Here is a 16,443-nt window from a genome sequence, read left to right as displayed (position 1 = left end):
CCTGGTGGGATGTCGCGGTCTAGGTGCGGATGAGGCCTCGCGGCACGCTCGTGAAGCACTCGACGCCGTCGTCGGTCACGCGGATGGACTCCGAGACCTCGTAGCCGAAGCTGTCCATCCACATGCCGCAGATGACGTGGAAGGTCATGTCGGTCTGCAGGACCGTGTCGTCGTCGGAGCGCAGCGAGATCGTGCGCTCGCCCCAGTCGGGCGGGTAGGCGATCCCGACGGAGTAGCCCAGCCGGGACGCCTTGGACAGGCCGTATGTCTCGAGGGTCTCGTTCCAGGCCTGCGCGAGCCGGGTCACCGGCGTCTGCGACCGGGTCACCGCCAGGACGGCGTCGAGCCCGGCGGCCACCGCCTCCTCGAGCCGCTCGATGCGCGGGTCAGGCGTGCCGAGGGTGATCGTGCGGGCCAGGGGCACGTGGTAGCGGCGGTAGGCGCCAGCGAGCTCCACGACCACCGCGTCCCCGTCGACCAGGCGCCGGTCGGTCCAGGTCAGGTGCGGGGTGTCCGCGGACTCGCTGGTCGGCAGCATCGGCACGATCGCCGGGAAGTCGCCCCACACGTCCCCGTCGCCGAGTGCCTGCGCGCGAGAGATCTCGGCCGCCACGACGTTCTGCGGCACCCCCACCCCGATCGTGTCGATCGCCGTCTGCATCGCCCGCGTCGTCACCTGCGCGGCCTTGCGCATCAGGGCGATCTCGGCGTCGGACTTGATCGCCCGCACCCAGTTGACCAGCTCGTAGGAGTCGACGAGCCGCCACTGCGGCAGGGCGTGCTCGAGGTGGCGGTAGGCCTTGGGCGAGAAGTAGTGCGAGTCCATCTCGACGCCCACGCACTGCCCCGCGAACGGCGCCACGAGGCCCCGCCGCTGCAGCTGCGCGCCGACCCACGCGAAGGGGTGCGTGTCGGGGCGGTGCACGAGCTTCTCGGGGTAGCCGACGATCTGCTCCTGAGGCAGCCACGAGGTGCGGTGCGCGCCCTGGGCGTCCATCGCCCTCGCGAAGAGGATCAGGTCGCCCTCGGAGGGGACGTAGAGCATCTGCGGGGTGTAGAAGGACCACGCGTTGTAGCCGGTCAGGTAGTAGAGGTTGGCGGGGTCGGTGACCACGAGTGCGGCCAGCCCCTGGTGCGCCATACGGGCTCGGACAGCGGCGAGGCGCTGCGCGAACTCCTCCGGGGTGAAGGTCATGCCACCCTCCTCGTCAGGTCCGCGGGGTCGCGAGGTACTTGACCTCGAGGAACTCCTCGATGCCGAGCTTGCCGCCCTCACGCCCGAGGCCGGAGGCCTTGACGCCACCGAACGGCGCCGCCGGGTTGGAGACGAGGCCGGTGTTGAGGCCGACCATGCCGGTCTCGATCGCCTCGCCGAGGCGGAACGCCCGCTCGAGGCTCTCGGTGTAGACGTAGCCCATCAGGCCCCACGGGGTGGCGTTGGCGAGCTCGATCACCTCGTCCTCGTCGTCGTAGGGGATCAGCGGCGCGACGGGGCCGAAGATCTCCTGCGACATGAGGTCCGAGCCCGGGTCGACACCGGTGAGCACGGTGGGCGGGTAGAAGTAGCCGGCCCCCTCGGGAGCGGCTCCACCGCAACGGATCTCGGCCCCGCGGCCCACGGCGTCGGCGACGAGCTCGGTGACCTTGTCGAGGGCCTTGGGCTCGACCAGCGGACCCACCTGCACGCCGTCGGCGAGGCCGTCGCCGACGGTCAGGGCACCCATGCGCTCCGCGAGCTTGTCGGCGAGGGCATCGTGGACCGAGCGGTGGACGAAGATCCGGTTGGCGGCGGTGCAGGCCTCGCCCATGTTGCGCATCTTGGCGATCATCAGGCCGTCGACCGCCTTGTCGAGGTCGGCGTCCTCGCACACGACGAACGGCGCGTTGCCGCCCAGCTCCATCGAGGAGCGCATGACGTGCTCGGACGCCTGCTCGAGCAGCTTCACGCCGACGGCGGTGGAGCCGGTGAACGAGACCTTGCGGGCCAGGCCGCTGCTCATCCACGGCCCGACGACCGAGCCGGCGTCGGAGGAGCAGACGACGTTGAGGACGCCCGCGGGCAGACCCGCCTCGACGAGGATGTCGACGAGCGCAAAGCTGGAGAGCGGCGTCAGGTGCGCGGGCTTGAAGACCATCGTGCAGCCGGCGGCGATGGCGGGGCCGATCTTGCGGGTGCCCATGGCGAGCGGGAAGTTCCAGGGGGTGACCAGGACGCACGGGCCGACCGGCTGGCGGGACACGAAGATCCGCGTCTTGCCGTCGCCGCTGAGCGTCATGTCGCCGCCGATGCGGACGGCCTCCTCGGAGAACCAGCGGAAGAACTCGGCGGCGTAGGCGACCTCGCCCCTAGCCTCGGCGAGCGGCTTGCCCATCTCGCTGGTCATGATCAGGGCCAGGTCGTCCTGGCGCTCCATGATCAGGTCGTAGGCCCGGCGCAGGATCTCGCTGCGCTCGCGCGGGGCGGTGCGGCCCCAGTCGCGCTGGGCCGCCGCGGCCGCCTCGATGGCGCGCTGCGCATCCTCGGGACCGCCGTCGGCGATGGTCGCGATGACCTGCTCGGTGGCCGGGTTGACCACGTCGTGGGTCTTGCCGGAGGCCGCGTCGCCCCACTGCCCGTCGATGAACAGGCCGGTGTGGACGGCGGCGAGGGCCTCCTGCGCGCGGCGGGACTCGGTGTCGGACGCGGTGACGAGCTGCACGGTCATGGGGGATCTCCTCGTTCGGCTCAGCGGTCGGTGGTCGGGCCGTTGGTGATCTCCTCGACGGTGGCCCGGAACCTCTCCAGCCCGAGGTCGATCTCCTCGGCGGAGACGACGAGCGCGGGCATGACCCGGACGACGTTACCGAGCGGACCGCAGGTGAGCGTCAGCAGACCGTGGCGGGTGGTCGCCTGCTGGATGGCGACCGCGGTGGCGGTGTCCGGTCGGCCGTCGGGGGTGGTGAGCTCGATGCCCTGCATGAGGCCGAGGCCGCGCACGTTGCCGATGGCGGGGTGGTCGGCGGCGATGGCGTCGAGCCCGGCGCGCAGCTGCTCGCCGCGCTCGCGCGCGTTGTCGACGAGGTGCTCGTCGCGGATGACGTCGAGCGTCGCGCACCCGGCCGCGGCGGCGACGGCGTTCCCGCCATACGTGCCGCCCTGCGAGCCGGGCCAGCCCTTGCTCATGAGCTCCTCGGAGGCAGCCATGGCGCTGATCGGGAAGCCCGACGCGATGCCCTTGGCGGTGAGCAGGATGTCCGGGCGCACGTCGGCGTGCTCGTGCCCCCAGAAGCGACCCGTGCGGCCGCAACCGGCCTGGACCTCGTCGATGACGAGAAGGATGTCGTGCTCGTCGGCGCGCTCGCGCAGCCCCTGCAGGAAGCGCGGCGGGGTCGGCAGGTAGCCGCCGTCACCGAGCACCGGCTCGATGAGGAAGGCGGCCGTGTCGGCGGGCGCGGTGCGGGTCGCGAAGAGGTAGTCGAGCTCCTGCAGGCAGAAGTCGATGGTCGTGTCGAGGTCCCAGCCGTAGCGGTAGGCGTAGGGGAACGGCGCCATGTGCACGCCGCCCATGAGCGGCGAGAAGCCCGCCGCGAAGCGCGTGCCGGCGGTGGTCAGCGTGGCGGCGGCGACCGTGCGTCCGTGGAACCCGCCCTGGAAGACGACGATGTTGGGGCGGCCGGTCGCCATACGGGCGAGGCGGACCGCTGACTCCACGGCCTCGGACCCGGAGTTGGCGTAGAAGACGGAGTCGAGCCCCTCGGGCAGGACCTCGCCGAGGCGCTCGGTGAGGTCGAGCAGCGGCTGGTGCATGACCGTCGTGTACTGCGCATGGATGATCGAGCCGGCCTGCTCGCGGGCGGCCTCGACCACGCGCGGGTGGCAGTGACCCGTGCTGGTCACGCCGATGCCCGTGGTGAAGTCGAGGTAGTCCACGCCGTCCTGGCCGTGGATCCAGCAGCCAGACGCGTGGTCGACGACCACGGGCGTGGCCTGCTTGAGGAGGGGGCTCAGGGAGGTCATGGTTCGATCCTGACCCCGCGTCGGTCGGATTGTCAACAATCTGCAACCCTCCCTAGGATGGCCGTATGACGCTGCCTCGCCCACGCCTCGTCGTCCTCACCGCCGAGGGCACACCACGGCCGTGCAACGAGGCGGCGCTGCAGGAGCTGGCGGACGTGCGGTGGGCGACGGCGGCCGACCTGGAGCCGGCGCTGCGCGGTGCCGACGTGCTCCTGTCCTGGGACTTCCTGAGCACGGCGCTGCGCGACGCCTGGGGCGCGGCGGACGCGCTGCGCTGGGTCCACGTGGCCGCGGCGGGGGTCGACGCGATGCTGTTCGACGCGCTGGCCGAGTCGTCGGTGGTGCTCACCAACTCGCGGGGCGTCTTCGACCAGCCCATCGCGGAGTTCGTGCTCGCGTCGGTGCTCGCGCACGACAAGCGGCTGCACGAGAGCAAGGACCTGCAGCGGGAGCATCGCTGGGTCCACCGTGAGGTGACGCGGTCGGCGGGGCAGCACGTGCTCGTCGTGGGGACCGGAGCCATCGGGCGGGCGTGCGGCCGGCTGCTGCAGTCCGTGGGGCTCACGGTGCGGGGTGCGGGTCGTCGCGAGGTGACCGGGGATCCTGATCTCGGGGACATCGTGCTGACCTCCGCGCTGGCCGAGCACGTGGGGTGGGCCGACCACGTCGTGCTGACCGCACCGCTGACCCCCGAGACGCGGCACGTCGTGTCGGGCGCCGTGCTCGCCGCGATGAAGCCGACCGCGCACCTGATCAACGTCGGCCGCGGGGCTCTGGTCGACGAGACCGCGCTCGTGACGGCGCTGCAGGCGGGCGAGATCGCCGCGGCGTCGCTGGACGTCGTCGAGACCGAGCCGCTCCCGGAGGCGTCACCGCTGTGGGACCTGCCGCAGGTCGCGATCTCCGCGCACATGTGCGGCGACGTGGTCGGGTGGCGGGACGAGCTGGCACTGCTCTTCGAGGACAACCTGCGCCGGTATGTCGCGGGCGAGGCGCTGCTCAACCAGGTGGACACCCGCACCGGCTTCCCCTACCGCGGGTAGAGGCATCGACCGGCCTTCGTTCGCCAGGCTGATGCCTTTACCGGGGGCGGGTCTGATCGGTGCGCCGGCGTCGGGCCGCCGTCTCGCCGCAGCGCCCCCCCACCCGCGTCTCGCCGCGGCGCACATGTCTCGCACTGCAGCATGAGACCGGCCCGGCAACCCGAGACGTCCAGCGCGCCCCCCCCACCCGCGTCTCGCCGCGGCGCACATGTCTCGCCCTGCAGCATGAGACCAGCGCGGCAACCCGAGACGCGCACCCCGCCGCAGACGCGCGCGAGCGCCCGACCGCCGGATGCGGTGGGCGCTCGCCATACGGGCTGTCAGTGCTGGTGACCCGCGTGCCCGCCGCCCTCTGCGGGGGCCTCGGGCTTGCCGTTGACGACCGCGATCTCGACGGGGACGTGCGGCAGGTCGATCGTCTTGGCGACCGACCCGGCGGACAGGTCGACGACGACGAGCTTCTTGCGGTCCGCGTCCGTGACGTAGGCCTTGTAGCCGACGACCTTGATCGACGGGCCGGGCTCCTGCCAGTCCTTCTTCTCCTGCCAGGGCTCGATCGCCTTGATGGTGCTCGTGACCTTCTTGGTCGCCGGGTCGTTGACCTTGATCGAGCCGTCGTAGGTCAGGACGAGCGCCTCGCCGTGGGGTCCGCGCGCCAGCGACCGGAACCAGTAGGACGAGCCGACGTCGACGAGGTCGAGCTTGTCGGCGCGGGTGTCGATCAGCGCGACGCGGGTCGGGTGCTCCTGCTCGGCGGCCTTGTCGACCTTGTAGTCGCCGAGCACGACGGGCCACTCGTGGCCACCGGCGAGGTTGCCCGACCGCGAGTAGGCGTCCTTGACCGGGACCTTGTGGAACGCACCGTCACGGAAGACGACCGGGCCGTTCTCGCAGCCGAAGACCGCCACGTCACCCTTGGCCGTCGGCTGCGCGGCCGCCTCTCCGTGCACGCCGGGGCAGTCGGTGGTCTGGGCGACGACCTTGCCGTCCTTCTTGACCTGGATGGTCGAGCGGGACTTCTCGGTGCCCTGGGTCGTGATCAGCGAGCCGTCGGCCAGCTCGAACGCGACGCCGTGGTGGGCCGCGTCGGTCTTGGCGCGCTCTGCCTTGGCCTTGGGGTCGGCGATCTTGGCGGAGTCGACCGTCGTGATGTCGCCCGTCCCGTCGGCGAACAGCGTGGTCAGGCCGTTGTGCAGCACCACGTGGCCGGCGTGCTTGGCGGGGTAGGCGACGTCGGTCATCCCGGGCTGGAACTCGAAGTTGTGCGCGTGGTCGCCGTGCTTCTGCGACGAGATGCCAGCGTCATAGACGCGGAAGGTGTCGCCGTCGACGACCATCACGTGGCGCCCGTCGCCCGCGTTGCTGAGGCGCAGGAAGCCGGGGTGCTGGGTCTCGTCGACGACCTTGCCGGTCGCGGTGTCGATCGTGGTGAGGCCCTGGTCGTGGCTCATGACCAGGCGCGGCTGCACGGTCTTGACCTCGCGCTCGTTGCTGCCGGCCTTGGCCTTGGCGGTGGAGGGCGCGGCGGTGCCGGAGGACGAGGAGGAGCCGCTATTGGTGCCGCACGCAGCGAGGAGGGCGGAGGAGCAGGCGAGGCCTGCGAGGACGCGGAGGGAGTTCGAGCGCATGCCGCGCACCCTAGCCCGAAATGACAATCATTATTAGTTGTCCGCGTGGTAGAGCGGATCATGGGGCCCTTGGAGCTCGTATGACGAAGGCCCGCCACGGTGGTGTCAACCCAGGTTGGCAGGCTGCGTATGACGAAGGCCGGCCACCTCGGGGGTGACCGGCCTTGCGCCGGGGACGCCGTCAGGCGTGGGTGTGCCTGTCAGGCGTTGGCGAGGGCGGGCTGGGAGTCCATCGAGATGGGCTCGGCGCGGGCGAACTCGTCCTCGTCGAGGATGCTTTCGCGACGGGCCACGATGATCTGCACGAGCACCTGCCCGGCGACGTTGACCGCGGTGCGGCCCATGTCGAGGATCGGGTCGATGGCGAGCAGCAGGCCGACGCCGGCGAGGGGCAGGCCGAGGGTGGACAGCGTGAGGGTCAGCATGACGATCGCGCCGGTCAGCCCCGCGGTCGCGGCCGAGCCGATGACCGACACCACGACGATGAGCAGGTAGTCCAGCGGGCCGAGGTCGACGCCGAAGAACTGCGCCACGAAGATCGCGGCGATGGCGGGGTAGATCGCGGCGCAGCCGTCCATCTTGGTGGTGGCCGCGAGAGGCGACGCGAAGGCGGCATACTCGCGCGGCACACCCAGGGACTCGGTCACGCGCTGGGTGACGGGGAGCGTCCCGAGGGACGACCGCGAGACGAAGGCGAGCTGGATGGCCGGCCAGGCGCCGCGGAAGTAGCTGCGCGGGGAGAGGCCGTGGGCCAGGAGCAGCACCGGGTAGAGCACGAGGAGCACGATCAGCAGCCCGGCGTAGATCGCGAGGGCGAAGGTGCCGAGCTGGGTCAGCGAGGACCAGCCGTAGGTCGCGATCGCGCGGCCGATGAGCCCGACCGTGCCGATCGGGGCCAGCAGGATGACCCACCACAGGACCTTCTGCACGATGGCGAGCGCGGAGGCGTTGAAGGCCAGGAAGGGCTCGGCGGCCTTGCCCACCTTGAGCGCGGCGATGCCCACGACGAGGGCGATGACGACCAGCTGCAGCGCCTTGAAGCTGACGCTGGTGTCGACCGAGGTGAGCGCTCCGCCGGGGCCGGTCACGGGGTGGGAGCTGACCGACAGGCCCAGGAAGTTGCCGGGGACGAGCTGGTCGATGAAGTCGAGCCACCCGCCCTGCGTGCTGGGGGCCTTGGCGGCGCTCTCGCTCACGCTCGTGTTGCGGCCGGGCTGGATGACCAGGCCGAGGACGATCCCGATGATCACCGAGGCCAGAGCCGTGATCCCGAACCACAGGAGGGTCTTGCCGGCCAGGCGGGCGGCGTTGGCGACACCGCGCAGGTTGGCGATCGAGGCGATGATCGCCGTGAGGATCAGCGGCGGCACCAGGGCCTTGAGCAGGGTGACGAAGGTCGACCCGATCGTGTCGAGCACGACGGTGAGCCAGTTGTCGTCGCCGTTCGCGGTGGGGCCCATGGTCAGGGCGACCCAGCCGAGGGCGAGGCCCAGGACGAGGGCGATCAGGATCTGGATGCTGAAGGACGGGAGGCGGCGACGCCTTGTGGGCGTGGTGCTCGCTGTCGAGGACATGGGGACCTTCTCCGGCGCGGGGGTGGGGCAGACGTGGATAACGTCAGCAACAATCAACCATAACGTCAGATTATTCCCAGGGCGCGGTGAAGAGGGGTCTGTCAGACCCACGTGGTTGAGTAAGTGTTGTCAGGACTGGGGGCGACGAGCTGGACCGGCGAACGGTCCTGAGGTGTTCTGAGAGGTGTCATGGTGAGCAGGCAGAGACAGTCATGGTCGGCTGGGTCGACGGGGTCGAAAGGGTCGACGGGGTCGGATAGGTCGGGGCCGCGGGAGCGGTCCGAACGGGGAGAGGTGTCCGCGCAGGCGGACGAGCTGGCGCTGGCCGGGGTGCGAGGGCTGAGCGCAGGGTCCGTCTGGGACCTCGACGACGCGGTGGTCGACCTGATCACGCTCGCGCACGCCACCGGCGGCCGGGCCGTGGTCGAGCAGACCCTCACGTCGCGGTTGCGCGGGGTCCTCGAGGAGAGGTGGCGCAGCGGCTGGCAGCCGATGGACCTGCACCACCTGGTCCGACGGTCCGCGCTGCACGTGCGGGCCGAGCCCGAGACGGTCACGCGGGTCGTCGAGCTGCTGGGGGACCTGATGGCCGCGGACCTGGCGTCCTACCCGCGGGCCACGGTCGAGCAGCGCTGGCACGACCAGCTCGAGCTCGTCGAGGCCTCCGTCTGGTGGCCGGCGGCGGACTCGTGCGTGACGGCGCGGGTCGGGCGGTGGGGCAGCGAGGCGATCGCCTACGAGGTGGCGCTGCGGCTCGAGCACGTGCTGCGGTCTCTCCCCGCCATGCAGCAGCTCGGCGCCAGGCCGGGCGAGGCGACGGCGCAGGCCTCGTCCACGCCGATCGACGTCGACGACAAGATCCTGGCGCGGGTGCGTCAGCTGCTGGCCAAGGCCGAGTCCACGCCCTACGAGGCCGAGGCCGAGACCTTCACCGCCGGGGCCCAGGCCCTCATGGCGCGGCACAGCATCGACCACGCGGTGCTGGCCGCGAGCGCGTCGTCAGCCGGTGGCGGCGAGCGACCGGACGGGCGGCGGCTGTGGATGGAGACGCCCTACGTCCGGGAGAAGGTCATGCTGCTCGGAGCGGTCGCCGACGCCAACCGGTCGCGCAGCGTGTGGGCCAAGGAGGACGGCTACGTCACGCTGCTGGGCTTCCCCCACGACCTGGACGCCGTCGAGACCCTCTACACGTCCCTCCTCGTCCAGGCGACCCGCGCCATGCACGCCGAGGGCAAGCGGCTCGACCGGCGCGGCGGGTCCCGGACGCGGAGCTTCCGCCAGTCCTTCCTCGCGGCCTTCGGCGCGCGCATCGGCGAGCGCCTGGCCGAGGTGACCGCCGCCGAGACCGCCCAGGCCGCCGAGGAGATGTCGGCCGTGGGAGGTCGCGAGCTCGTGCCGGTCCTCCAGGAGCGCACCGAGGCCGTCGAGTCGTACGTCGAGGAGCTGTTCCCGCGGGTGCGTCACGTGTCGATGTCTCTCGGGCGCGACCGTGAGGGCTGGGACCGCGGCCGCCGCGCCGCCGACCAGGCCTCGCTCCAGTGGGGGCGGGCCGTGGGCAGCTGACGCGGGGGCCAGGGAGATCACCCAGCGCGGACGTCATGCCGGGTGTCGTGCCAGGGTTCGCGTCGGGCGTCGGCTCGTGTATCGGGCCTGGGGCGTCGGGTCAGGTGTCGATCGAGGCTGGGCGGGGCATGGGTCACGCATGGCCACGACTGACGCACTCAGGCCCAGCACCCGCACGCCGCAGCGCGACCCCGGGTCCAGGTCCCGGGCGTCGGAGTCGGCTTCGTCCTCGGCCGTGTCTTCGTCCGGGCCCAGCCGGGGCGTCGAGGTCGTCGACGCGGTGATCGTCGGCGGTGGTCACCACGGGATGGTGGCCGCCGCCACCCTCGCCGACGCCGGCTGGGACGTGCTCCTGCTCGAGGCCCGCGACACTCTCGGCGGCGCCGTGTCGTCCCGCGACGTCGACGGCTGGGTGCTCGACGAGTTCAGCGCCTGCCACCCCCTCGGCGCGGCCTCGCCCGTGCTGCGCGAGCTGGACCTCACGGCCCACGGTCTGCAGTGGTCGCACGCCGAGCGTCCCGTCGTGCACGTGGCGTCCGGCGACGACAGCGTCGGCTCGACCATGGAGGGCGACGCCGAGGCGACCGCCGCGCTGCTGGACGCCGACCATCCCGGCGACGGAGACACCTGGCTGCGCCTGGTGCGGCAGTGGGACGCCATACGAGAGCCGCTGCTGGCGAGCCTCCTCACCCGCTGGCCGCCGGTCCGCTCCGTCGGGCCGCTGCTGGCGCGCCTCGGGGCGACCCAGGTGCCGGACTTCGTGCGGTTCGCGCTCCTGCCCGTCGACCGGATGGGTGCCGAGCTCTTCGGCGGCGCCCGCGCCGGGCAGATCCTGAGCGGCAACGCGATGCACGCAGACATCCCCCCGGAGGCGCCCGGCAGCGGGTTGTTCGGCTGGATCATGTCCATGCTCGCGCAGGACGTGGGCTTCCCGTCGCCCCGTGGTGGCACGCAGCGACTGGCCGACGCGCTCGCCTCGCGCGCCCGCGCCGCCGGCGCGCGCCTCGAGACCGGTCAGCGCGTGGCTCGGATCGCCGTGGCCGGTGGGCGGGCGCACGGCGTCGAGACGGTCGACGGTCGGCGTATCCAGGTTCGACGCGCGGTCATCGCCGACACGAGCGCACCCGACCTCTATGACCGGCTCCTGCCGAGCGCCGCCGTCCCCGTCGGGCTCCGATCACGACTGGACCGCTTCGAGTGGGACCTGCCGACGCTCAAGCTCAACTACCGCCTGTCGGCGCCGATGCCCTGGCTCGCCGAGCGCGCGCACGGCGCGGCGGTGGTGCACGCCGGCCAGGACCGCCAGGGTCTGGTCCGGTGGACCGCCGACCTCGGCTCCGGACGGGTGCCGCAGCGCCCGTTCGCCCTGGTCGGGCAGATGACGACGATCGATCCGTCGCGCTCGCCCGAGGGCACCGAGGCGCTGTGGCTCTACACCCACCTGCCGCGGGGCATCACCGACGCCGCGTCGGCGGACCGGCTGACGGACGCGTCGGAGGAGATGTTCGACGACCTGGCCCCCGGCTGGCGCGACCACGTCATCGACCGTTGGGACCAACGCCCCCGGGACCTGCACGACAGCAACGCCAACCTGGGCGACGGCGCGGTGGGGGGCGGCACGATGCAGCTGTTCCAGCAGGCGATCTGGCGTCCCGTCACCGGGCTCGGCGGGCCCCGCACGCACGTCGAGGGCCTCTACCTCGGCAGTGCCGCCACGCATCCCGGCGGGGGTGTGCACGGCGGGTGCGGCTATCTCGCCGCGCGGGCCGCGCTGCAGGACAACCGCTGGTGGGGCCGCCCGGTGCGCAGCCTGTCGCTGGCCGCCCTGCACCGCCTCTACGCCGACCCACCCGCCATCCGCTGACCTACCTCAGGTAGGCACATCCGCCCGACCTAGCACGCCAGGCCGATGTGACCGCCTCAGGTAGGCACATCTCAGTGTGAGTCTGGACAGTGCCGCCTTGCGGTGGTTGGGTCCAACACGTCATGGGGGATGGCTCGTAGGCGCATTGCTGCCCTGGGATCTGGGGTCTAGCTATTTGGCGGTTGTGCCGAACCCGTGACGTGTTGGACCGGCCAGCTTGACTTGATAGGAGCGTGGCATCGCCCCGACTGAGAAGTGTCAGCTGACCGGCCCAGCCTCCTTGTTGATCACGGATCAGGTGAAGGAGACGACCCCATGGTTGTCGTTGGTACTGATGTTCACAAGCACAACCACACGTTCGTCGCGGTCGACCCGGTAGGCCGCGAGCTGGGCCAGCTCACGGTCAAGGCCGTCAGCAGCGGTCACGCGCGGGCCGTCGCGTGGGCCCGCGAGCAGTTCGGCACCGAGCTGGTCTGGGCGATCGAGGACGTGCGGAACCTGTCCGCTCGCCTGGAACGCGATCTGCTCGCGGCGGGCCAGCACGTGGTGCGGGTGCCCACCAAGATGATGGCTGCGGCTCGCGCCGCGGCTCGCACCCGCGGCAAGTCCGACCCGATCGACGCGGCTGCTGTGGCGCGGGCCTACCTGCACGATCCCGACCTGCCCGTCGCGTCTCACGACGACGTCTCCCGACAGGCCAAGCTGCTCACTGATCGACGAGACGCGTTGGTGGTCAACCGGACTCGTCTGACCAACTCACTACGGAACCGAGTCCACGAGATGGACCCCGACCGGGAGCCAGGCCCCCGCAAGCTCACCGCGCTCAAGCACCAGGAACACCTGCGCCAGTGGTTGTCCACCCAGCCCGGGGTGCTGGCCCAGATCGCCCTGGACGAGCTGGACGACATCATCGCCTGCACCCGCAAGATCAAGGCCTACGACAAGCAGATCCGCGACCTGGCCCGCCAGCACGCCCCCGCCCTGCTGGACATCGTCGGGTGCGGCGACCTCAGCGCGGTCAAGCTGCTGGGCGAGTCCGCCGGCGCGCTGCGGTTCAAGAGCGAAGCCGCGTTCGCCCGCCACGGCGGCATCGCCCCGATCCCGGTCTGGTCCGGCGCCGACAACAACAAGAAGGTCCGCCTCAGCCGCAGCGGCAACCGCCAGATCAACGCCGCGATCCACCGCATCGCCATCACCCAGATCCGCGACAAGAACAGCCAGGGCCACGCCTACTACGCCAAGCAACGAGCCGCCGGCAAGGGCAAGGCCGACGCCCTACGACGACTCAAGCGCCACCTGTGCAGGATCACCTTCCGGGCCCTGACCACCGACCACGAACGCCGCCAACCCACCCCCACCACCGCGCTACAGACGGCCGCTTGACATAGGAGCAATCGCCCGACTTCGCACCGGAGGCTGACGGGTCTACCCCCGTCGGTGCATCAGCTGCGGGGCTGAGTGCGGCGCTCCGCGAGCAGCGCCAGGCGCAGCAGGGCCTCGTGGTTGCGGCGCGCGATGCCCGCCTGGCGGACGGCGTGCGGGACCAGTCGACCAGGCCCCCGCGACGCGTCCTCCCGCATGCTGATCAGCGTGCCGCCGTCCTGCGGCTCGAGCGTGATCTCGACCGTGGCCACCCCCATGACGGGACGAGCCTTGGCGCTCAGCACGATCCGACGCCCGGTCTCGCACTCGCGGACCTCGGTCTCGTCGTTCAGCAGCGCGGGCCAGGACCCGACGGAGTGGTGCAGCCGTGCGCCGACGGCGGGCCAGTCGGCCGACACCGCGCGCATCCGCGACGCCCCGACCACCCAGCACGGATAGGTCCATCCGTCGGCGAGCACGGCCCACACCTGCTCGACGGTGGCGGTGGTGCGGCGCTGCTCGGTGTGCATCTGTCCTCCTGAGCCGGCCCACGGCCGGGAGCGGGTGTGCTGTGCCTCCAGCATGACCGAACGGGCCCGGCCGGGGAGCCTTGCCAGGTGGTCAGCGGCCGTATGCCGCGTCGAAGAACGCCCGCTCGCACGCCACCGACCGCGTGAACGCCCTCTCGGCGGCGTCCTTGTCGCGTGGGTCGCTGGGCTCGTTGGCGTCCAGCTCGGCCTGCAACCACTCCACCCAGGCGCGGAAGTCCGGACCGCGGTGCAGGTCGACCCAGCCGACGTGCTCCGGACGAGTCGCAGCCATCCCCTCGCGGTCGGCACGCTCGGCCCAGTCGAGATAGAGCTGCTCGACGACCAGCAGGACCGCGAGCACCTGGGCGTAGGACCGGGACTCGATGGCGTCCCGCATCACTCGGTCGAAGTCGAGCGTGGCCTGGGTCAGCGTGGGCTCGAACCGCTCGGCCTCCGGCACACCGAGGGCGTCGAAGGAGTCGATGAAGTAGGTGTCCTCGTCGCTCGCGAACATGCCTAGCTGCCGGGCGAACCGCAGCCGCGAGGGCAGCCCGGGCGCCGACGCGCAGGCCTGCCCCAGCAGCGCGGTGAAGGCGTCGCAGAACTGGTAGTCCTGCACCAGGTAGTGGGCGAGCACGTCGTCGTCGACCGTCCCCGCGAGCAGCTCGTCGACGAACCGGTGGCCGGTCGAGGCCGTCCAGTCGCGGTCGGTGGCGTGACGCAGTCGCTGGCTCCAGGTGTGGGTCATGCACCGACCGTATGTCGTGCCCCGCCCTCCAGGACACCCGCCCCACCCGCCACGCCTCCGCCTCCGCCTCCGCCTCCGCCCCCACGATCGTCGGGGTTTCGTCCAAGGATGTTGGACGAGACCCTCGATCCTGCAGGGGCGAGAGGCCGAGGCAGTGGGGTCAGAGCGTGACGACCATCTTGCCGGTGTTGGCCCCGCGCATCAGGTCGATGAACGCTTGCGGGGCCGCATCCAGCCCCTCGCGCCGCGTCTCGTCGACGCTGATCTCGCCCGCCGCGATCCACTCCGTCATACGGCCTCGGAACTCCTCGGCCAGGTGGGAGTAGGACCCGACGATGAAGCCGCGCAGGGTGAGCTGCTTGCCGATGGCCAGAGCGAGGTTGCGCGGGGCGGGGGTGGGCTCCGTCGCGTTGTACTGCGCGATGGCGCCGCACATGGCGACCCGTCCCTGCACGTTGAGGCGTCCGATGGCGGCCTCGAGGTGCTCGCCCCCGACGTTGTCGAAGTAGACGTCGATGCCGTCCGGGGCCGCCTCGCGCAGCCGGTCGGCGACCGGCCCGTCGTGGTAGTCGAACGCGGCGTCGAAGCCGAGGTCGCGCAGGCGCTGCACCTTGTCCGGCGAGCCGGCGCTCCCGATGACCCGCGACGCGCCCATCAGCCGGGCGATCTGGCCCACGAGCGAGCCCACGGCGCCGGCCGCGCCGGACACGAACACTGCGTCGCCCTCGCGGAACCCGGCGACGGCGGTCAGTCCGGCATACGCGGTCAACCCGGGCATGCCGAGGACCCCGAGGTATGCCGTCTCGGACACCCGCTCGGTGTCGATCACCGTCACCCCGTCGGCGGGCAGGATCGCGTGCTCACGCCAGCCCAGACCGTGCAGCACGCGCGCCCCGACGGGCACGGACTCGCTGCGGGAGGCGACGACCTCACCGACCGCGCCGCCGTCGAGCGGCTCGTCGAGCCGGAACGGCGGCACGTAGGACTTCACATCGTTCATGCGACCGCGCATGTAGGGGTCGACGGACATCGCGGTGTTGCGCACGAGGACCTGGCCGTCGGCGAGCTCGGGGAGCTCGATCGTCTCGATGCGGAAGTCGCCGGGCGTGGGCCACCCCTGCGGTCGCGCCGCGAGGACGATCTGGCGCGTGCTGGTCGGGGCCGTCATCAGTCCTCCACCACCGTGACGGTGACGTCGATGTTGCCGCGCGTGGCGTTGGAGTACGGGCAGACCTGGTGGGCCTGGTCCGCGAGCTGCTGCGCCTGGTCGTGGGGCAGGGCCGGTATGACGACCTCGAGGGTCACCTCCAGCCCGAAGCCGCCACCGTCACGCGGGCCGATGCCGACGCGGGCGCCGACGCTGGACTCGCCGAGGTTGGCCTTGGCCTCGCGGGCGACCATCTGCAGCGCGGAGTGGAAGCACGCCGCGTAGCCGGCGGCGAACAGCTGCTCGGGGTTGGCGCCCTGGCCGGAGCCACCCATCTCGGTGGGGACGGCGAGGTCGAGGTCGACGCGGCCGTCCTTGGTGAGGACGTGGCCGTTGCGGCCGGCGCCGGTGGCGAGCGCCTCTGCGGTGTAGATCGCGTTCATGACGTGTGCCCTTCGTTCGAGTCGTGCGGGGTGGGCAGGTGGCAGAACCGCTGCGCGAGGGTGCGCAAGGTCTCTGCCTCCTGCGGGGTCAGGTGCATGGAGTCGTAGAGCTGCCGGCGCAGGCCCGCCGCCTCCGACTCGAGCCCGCAGCCCTGGTCGGTGAGGTGGACGGTGACCCGTCGTTCGTCGCGGTGGTCCCGCCGACGCTCGACGTGCCCGGCAGCCTCCAGCCGCCGCAGCAGCGGGGACAGCGTGCCGCTGTCGAGCTGGAGCCGCTCGCCGAGCTCGGAGACGCTCGGGCCGTCGGCCTCCCAGAGCGCGAGCAGCGTGACGTACTGCGTGTAGGTCAGGCCGAGACGCGTGAGCCCCTCGCGGTAGGCGCCGGTCGCGACGCGCGACGCGCTGTAGAGCGCGAAGCACAGCTGCTGGTCGAGCGCCAGGTCGTCCTCCATGTCGTCCACCCTGCCACGTTAGTCGGTTGTGTGCAACTCAATTGCGCGCAACTCATCACCTCCCGCCGAGCCCGCACACCCTGACCTCGGTC

At 71.6% G+C, this 16,443-nt stretch carries 14 protein-coding genes; 4 read left to right on the top strand and 10 right to left on the bottom strand.

Annotation, left to right across the window (positions count from 1 at the left end):
- Positions 1 to 19 precede the first annotated feature (19 nt).
- From K313_RS0106630 to K313_RS0106620, 3 genes are read right to left on the bottom strand one after another with little or no spacing between them, the layout of a single operon-like run.
- Positions 20 to 1,195: a M24 family metallopeptidase gene (locus K313_RS0106630; protein WP_029210950.1), complete on the bottom strand. Its 1,176-nt coding sequence runs from the start codon at positions 1,193 to 1,195 to the stop codon at positions 20 to 22.
- A gap of 13 nt (positions 1,196 to 1,208) precedes the next feature.
- On the bottom strand, positions 1,209 to 2,705 hold the full coding sequence (locus tag K313_RS0106625; RefSeq protein ID WP_029210949.1) for an NAD-dependent succinate-semialdehyde dehydrogenase: 1,497 nt from the start codon (positions 2,703 to 2,705) through the stop codon (positions 1,209 to 1,211).
- A gap of 20 nt (positions 2,706 to 2,725) precedes the next feature.
- Positions 2,726 to 3,997, bottom strand: coding sequence for an aspartate aminotransferase family protein (locus K313_RS0106620; protein WP_029210948.1), 1,272 nt, complete (start codon positions 3,995 to 3,997; stop codon positions 2,726 to 2,728).
- Positions 3,998 to 4,062: 65 nt separating this feature from the next.
- Here K313_RS0106620 and K313_RS0106615 point away from each other — a divergent pair, with 65 nt between their 5' ends.
- Positions 4,063 to 5,040: a D-2-hydroxyacid dehydrogenase gene (locus K313_RS0106615; protein WP_029210947.1), complete on the top strand. Its 978-nt coding sequence runs from the start codon at positions 4,063 to 4,065 to the stop codon at positions 5,038 to 5,040.
- A 320-nt stretch (positions 5,041 to 5,360) separates the two neighbouring features.
- Here K313_RS0106615 and K313_RS0106610 read toward each other — a convergent pair whose 3' ends face one another.
- Complete coding sequence (locus K313_RS0106610; protein ID WP_029210946.1) at positions 5,361 to 6,668, bottom strand: hypothetical protein; 1,308 nt, start codon at positions 6,666 to 6,668, stop codon at positions 5,361 to 5,363.
- A gap of 200 nt (positions 6,669 to 6,868) precedes the next feature.
- Positions 6,869 to 8,242, bottom strand: a complete 1,374-nt coding sequence (locus tag K313_RS0106605; protein WP_029210945.1) for a dicarboxylate/amino acid:cation symporter — start codon at positions 8,240 to 8,242, stop codon at positions 6,869 to 6,871.
- A 294-nt stretch (positions 8,243 to 8,536) separates the two neighbouring features.
- On the opposite strand from K313_RS0106605, the gene K313_RS0106600 reads away from it, so the two are divergent.
- From K313_RS0106600 to K313_RS0106590, 3 genes are all read left to right on the top strand, one after another.
- Positions 8,537 to 9,805, top strand: coding sequence for a DUF2786 domain-containing protein (locus K313_RS0106600; protein ID WP_029210944.1), 1,269 nt, complete (start codon positions 8,537 to 8,539; stop codon positions 9,803 to 9,805).
- A gap of 235 nt (positions 9,806 to 10,040) precedes the next feature.
- Positions 10,041 to 11,669, top strand: coding sequence for a phytoene desaturase family protein (locus tag K313_RS0106595; protein WP_029210943.1), 1,629 nt, complete (start codon positions 10,041 to 10,043; stop codon positions 11,667 to 11,669).
- A 315-nt stretch (positions 11,670 to 11,984) separates the two neighbouring features.
- Complete coding sequence (locus K313_RS0106590) at positions 11,985 to 13,052, top strand: IS110 family RNA-guided transposase (RefSeq protein ID WP_019287959.1); 1,068 nt, start codon at positions 11,985 to 11,987, stop codon at positions 13,050 to 13,052.
- A 59-nt stretch (positions 13,053 to 13,111) separates the two neighbouring features.
- Here the strand turns inward: K313_RS0106590 and K313_RS0106585 are convergent, their stop codons facing one another.
- From K313_RS0106585 to K313_RS0106565, 5 genes are all read right to left on the bottom strand, one after another.
- Positions 13,112 to 13,561: an SRPBCC family protein gene (locus tag K313_RS0106585; RefSeq protein WP_029210942.1), complete on the bottom strand. Its 450-nt coding sequence runs from the start codon at positions 13,559 to 13,561 to the stop codon at positions 13,112 to 13,114.
- A 91-nt stretch (positions 13,562 to 13,652) separates the two neighbouring features.
- Positions 13,653 to 14,309 (bottom strand): TenA family protein, encoded by a 657-nt coding sequence (locus K313_RS0106580; protein ID WP_029210941.1) that lies wholly within the window; start codon positions 14,307 to 14,309, stop codon positions 13,653 to 13,655.
- Between the two features lie 160 nt (positions 14,310 to 14,469).
- Positions 14,470 to 15,477, bottom strand: a complete 1,008-nt coding sequence (locus tag K313_RS0106575; RefSeq protein ID WP_029210940.1) for an NADP-dependent oxidoreductase — start codon at positions 15,475 to 15,477, stop codon at positions 14,470 to 14,472.
- Positions 15,477 to 15,899: an organic hydroperoxide resistance protein gene (locus K313_RS0106570; RefSeq protein WP_029210939.1), complete on the bottom strand. Its 423-nt coding sequence runs from the start codon at positions 15,897 to 15,899 to the stop codon at positions 15,477 to 15,479. Before K313_RS0106570 ends, K313_RS0106575 begins: the two co-directional genes overlap by 1 nt.
- On the bottom strand, positions 15,896 to 16,351 hold the full coding sequence (locus tag K313_RS0106565; RefSeq protein WP_029210938.1) for a MarR family winged helix-turn-helix transcriptional regulator: 456 nt from the start codon (positions 16,349 to 16,351) through the stop codon (positions 15,896 to 15,898). Before K313_RS0106565 ends, K313_RS0106570 begins: the two co-directional genes overlap by 4 nt.
- Positions 16,352 to 16,443: the final 92 nt, after the last annotated feature.

This window comes from Arsenicicoccus bolidensis DSM 15745 (assembly GCF_000426385.1).
GTDB classification, from domain to species: domain Bacteria; phylum Actinomycetota; class Actinomycetes; order Actinomycetales; family Dermatophilaceae; genus Arsenicicoccus; species Arsenicicoccus bolidensis.
Note: the sequence above shows the minus strand (reverse complement) of the source record. Positions and strands in the feature narration are given on the sequence as shown.

What these genes read in the sequence shown, in the direction of transcription:
- K313_RS0106620 (WP_029210948.1), bottom strand. Translation starts at nt 3,997, where the DNA reads ATGACCTCCCTGAGCCCCCTCCTCAAGCAGGCCACGCCCGTGGTCGTC.
- K313_RS0106610 (WP_029210946.1), bottom strand. Translation starts at nt 6,668, where the DNA reads ATGCGCTCGAACTCCCTCCGCGTCCTCGCAGGCCTCGCCTGCTCCTCC.
- K313_RS0106585 (WP_029210942.1), bottom strand. Translation starts at nt 13,561, where the DNA reads ATGCACACCGAGCAGCGCCGCACCACCGCCACCGTCGAGCAGGTGTGG.
- K313_RS0106575 (WP_029210940.1), bottom strand. Translation starts at nt 15,477, where the DNA reads ATGACGGCCCCGACCAGCACGCGCCAGATCGTCCTCGCGGCGCGACCG.
- K313_RS0106625 (WP_029210949.1), bottom strand. Translation starts at nt 2,705, where the DNA reads ATGACCGTGCAGCTCGTCACCGCGTCCGACACCGAGTCCCGCCGCGCG.
- K313_RS0106630 (WP_029210950.1), bottom strand. Translation starts at nt 1,195, where the DNA reads ATGACCTTCACCCCGGAGGAGTTCGCGCAGCGCCTCGCCGCTGTCCGA.
- K313_RS0106565 (WP_029210938.1), bottom strand. Translation starts at nt 16,351, where the DNA reads ATGGAGGACGACCTGGCGCTCGACCAGCAGCTGTGCTTCGCGCTCTAC.
- K313_RS0106570 (WP_029210939.1), bottom strand. Translation starts at nt 15,899, where the DNA reads ATGAACGCGATCTACACCGCAGAGGCGCTCGCCACCGGCGCCGGCCGC.
- K313_RS0106615 (WP_029210947.1), top strand. Translation starts at nt 4,063, where the DNA reads ATGACGCTGCCTCGCCCACGCCTCGTCGTCCTCACCGCCGAGGGCACA.
- K313_RS0106605 (WP_029210945.1), bottom strand. Translation starts at nt 8,242, where the DNA reads ATGTCCTCGACAGCGAGCACCACGCCCACAAGGCGTCGCCGCCTCCCG.
- K313_RS0106580 (WP_029210941.1), bottom strand. Translation starts at nt 14,309, where the DNA reads ATGACCCACACCTGGAGCCAGCGACTGCGTCACGCCACCGACCGCGAC.
- K313_RS0106590 (WP_019287959.1), top strand. Translation starts at nt 11,985, where the DNA reads ATGGTTGTCGTTGGTACTGATGTTCACAAGCACAACCACACGTTCGTC.